This is a genomic window from Adlercreutzia shanghongiae (assembly GCF_035830635.1).
GTDB lineage: Bacteria > Actinomycetota > Coriobacteriia > Coriobacteriales > Eggerthellaceae > Adlercreutzia > Adlercreutzia shanghongiae.
On sequence record NZ_JAYMFI010000062.1, the window covers coordinates 1 to 647 of the forward strand.

Below are 647 nucleotides of genomic sequence, written 5' to 3' on the forward strand. Positions count from 1 at the left end.
CTCTGCCTCCTGGTTGATCGAATCTAGACAACTCAATCATACCAACGGCAGGCGCCATGTCTTCTGGTATCTAGACTGTGCTGCTGTCAAAGTGCGCAAGAGATTGTACGTTACCACGCCCCCTTGTTGGTTTAATGGCCGTTTGGGCTGACGCACAAAAGCGGCCATCGCCCAGAGTCTCCAATAGTCGAGATTGATGGATTCACAGAAAGGCGATGACCTGAGGACGGTTTAGGGCATGGGCCCGCAGCAGCGGCTCAGACCCCCAGATTCGACGACGGGATGGTCGACATCCAGGAGCTGTTGCGCGTGATGACCGAGGCGCTCGTCGACGAAATCGTGGACGTCCGGGTGGAAGATGTCTGCGCCGACGGCAACCAGCGCAACGGCTACCGCGAGAGAGCACTGGTCACCAGCGCTGGCGTCGTCAGCCTGCGCATACCGAAGCTCGGACGCGGCAGCTACTTCCCAGAGGACCTGCTCGTGCGCTACTCGCGGATTGACTGGCGTTCCTGCAGTCCTTGCGCGAGCACGGCGTCGGCGGCGTCATCTGCGTCGCGTTCGAGTGTATATGGCAAAGTAATTCTCGACGCATCCCCAAGTGTCGATCTTTCTATTGCCAAACACATTCGAGGCCCACGAGGGCC

1 protein-coding gene is annotated in these 647 nt (G+C 58.9%); it reads left to right on the forward strand.

Annotated elements, in window-relative coordinates; all coding sequences use genetic code 11:
- Positions 1-282: 282 nt before the first annotated feature.
- Positions 283-647 (forward strand): transposase (locus VJ923_RS12210; RefSeq protein WP_326441867.1); only part of this gene is annotated, 365 nt, incomplete at its 3' end.